The organism is Brevundimonas denitrificans (assembly GCF_030160755.1).
GTDB lineage: Bacteria > Pseudomonadota > Alphaproteobacteria > Caulobacterales > Caulobacteraceae > Brevundimonas > Brevundimonas denitrificans.
The window spans coordinates 1-1,079 of sequence record NZ_BSOY01000146.1 but is presented as its reverse complement, the minus strand read 5'-3'; the positions used below and the strand labels follow the sequence as shown (position 1 = coordinate 1,079).

Here is a 1,079-nt window from a genome sequence, read left to right as displayed (position 1 = left end):
CAGAATGGCAAGGCCCATGTTGCCGATCAACTTGTCGAGGAAGTCGAGGGCAAAATAGATCGGCTTGGTCAGGAAGTAGAACCAGCCCCAGTCGATGGCCAGTTCCAGCCGGTCGATGCCGTATTTTTCTTCATAGGCGTCCAGAACGTCCACTTCCTTGGCGCCCGCAAACAGGCGGTTGGTGGCTTCTGCGCTGCCGCCTGCCGGAATGACAACACCGGCGGTATCCAGATAGTCGGTCTGGTAGCGGTCGGCTGTGGCAACGTAGTTATAGCGTCCCTTGAACTGGACAGTCTGGTCGGGCAGTAGGGCTGTCAGCCAGAATTTGTCGGTAATCCCCATCCAGCCACCGGTGGAGGTGAAATTCTGTCCGCCATCGTCAACCAGATCGCCGTAGTCGATTTCCTCAAGGGTGGCATTCAGGACGCCGATCGGCCCTTCGTGAAGAATGTAGAAGTCGGTGGTTTCCGGCTTGCCTGTCCGGGAGATCAGGCCATAGGGATACAGGGTGACGTCTGCCGCTGTGGTGTTCTCGACTTTCTGTTCCACGGTGAAGAGGAAGTTTTCATCGAGGGTGTAGGTGCGGACAAAACGCAGGCCTTCGCCGTTGTCCCACGTCAGAACCAGAGGCTTGCTCGGGGTGAATTCGTCATTTTCCGTGCTCCAGACCGTGTCGCTGTTCGGAAGGTTGACAGACTGACCGCTGGCCACACTCCAGCCGAATTCGGCATAGTAGGGGGCCGGGCTTCCCGCCGGGGAGAGCAGCTTGACTTCCGGGCTTTCCGGGTCGACTTCTTCGCGATAGTTGATCAGCGTCAGATCGTCGATCCGGGCCCCTTTCAGGGAGACCGAACCGTGCAGGGACGGGGTGTTGATCTTGATGCGGGGGGCCTTGCTCAGGCTTTCCTCGCGGGTCATGGCACCCGCAGCGCTCATACCGGCAGAGGGGGCGGATGCATCACCCGGAGCCTGTCCCGGTTTGGGTGCGGACCCTTCGGCTGAGGTCTGTTCAGCGGTCTGCTGTTCTTCGATTTGCGGGGTTTCAACGAAATACTGAAATCCGAAAATAATCAGAAAAC

At 58.3% G+C, this 1,079-nt stretch carries 1 protein-coding gene; it reads right to left on the bottom strand.

What is annotated here, in order from left to right; all coding sequences use genetic code 11:
- On the bottom strand, positions 1-1,079 hold a 1,079-nt coding region (gene yidC / locus QQJ79_RS15380), incomplete at both ends, for a membrane protein insertase YidC (RefSeq protein WP_284223805.1).